We start from the raw sequence: 1166 nt of genomic DNA, 5'->3' as shown, positions 1-1166 counted from the left end.
CCCGAACCCACCACCCTGCTCACCGGCATCGCCCGAGCCTTCACCAGAGGCACCCACCTCCCCTGGGACCGCATCTACGGACCCCCCACCACCACACCCATCAACCTGCCCACCTACCCCTTCCAACGCACCCGCCACTGGCTGGACGTCCCGGCGGGAGTCGGCGGCGACGCGTCCGCGCACGGCCTTGCGGCCGTCGGTCATCCCCTGCTGAGCGCTGCGGTCGAGATTCCCGAATCGGGCGCCACGGTGCTGACGGGACGCCTGTCGGTGGACACCCAGCCGTGGATCGCCGATCACGCCGTACTGGGGAAGGTGATGTTGCCCGGGACCGCCTTCGTCGAGCTGGCCATCCGGGGCGGAGACCAGGTGGGATGTGGGCGTATCGAGGAGTTGACCCTTGAGGCGCCCCTCATCCTGCCGGAGCGTGGCTCACGTGCGCTGAAGGTCGTGGTCGAGGCTGCCGACGAGTCTGGATCCCGGCCGATCGCGAGCCGCCGGACGCCACCCCGCTGGATCTGACCGGCGCCTATGAGCGGTTGGTGGAGTTGGGGTATGGCTATGGGCCGGTTTTTCGTGGGTTGCGGGCGGCGTGGCGGCGGGGGGATGAGGTTTTCGCGGAGGTGGGTCTGCCGGAGGGGGCGGGGGACGGGTTCGCTCTGCACCCGGCGCTGCTCGATGCGGCCATGCACGGCGACATGGTGACTGAGGTCGCGGCGGGCGGCGAGCAGACGCTGGTGCCGTTCTCGTGGCGTGGAGTGACCGTGCATGCCGCTGGTGCTTCCGTGCTGCGGGTGCGAGTACGGCGGGTGCGCGGCTCCGAGGTGTCAGTGATCGATGCGGTTGATGGGGTGGGGCGGCCGGTGGTGTCGGTGGAGTCGTTGGTGTCGCGGCCGGTGGTGGGTGGGGTGTTGCGGGGGTCGGTGGATGGGTTGTGGCGGGTGGAGTGGGGGTTGTTGCCGGTGCCGGTGCCGGTGCCGACGCTGGTGTCTGGGTCTGGGTCTGGGTCGGGGTCTGTGTCTGGGGCTGGGGCGGTGCCGGTGCGGGTGGTTCGGTGTTCGGTTGGTGGTGGGGATGTGGTGGGGGGTGTGGGTGTGGTGTGTTCTGAGGTGTTGGGGGTGGTTCAGGGGCATGTGGCGGTGGAGGGTTCGGGTTGGTTGGTGGTG

At 69.9% G+C, this 1166-nt stretch carries 2 protein-coding genes; both read left to right on the top strand.

Annotated features, from left to right (window positions below; genetic code table 11):
• Positions 1–522 (top strand): hypothetical protein (locus tag AB0C16_RS40170; protein WP_357691405.1); only part of this gene is annotated, 522 nt, incomplete at its 5' end.
• Between the two features lie 20 nt (positions 523–542).
• Positions 543–1166 (top strand): polyketide synthase dehydratase domain-containing protein (locus AB0C16_RS40165; protein WP_357691403.1); only part of this gene is annotated, 624 nt, incomplete at its 3' end.

This window comes from Nonomuraea sp. NPDC048916 (assembly GCF_040649575.1).
Taxonomy (GTDB): Bacteria; Actinomycetota; Actinomycetes; order Streptosporangiales; family Streptosporangiaceae; genus Nonomuraea.
The sequence above is the reverse complement of the archived record's forward strand: the minus strand, read 5'-3'. Positions and strand labels throughout refer to the sequence as shown.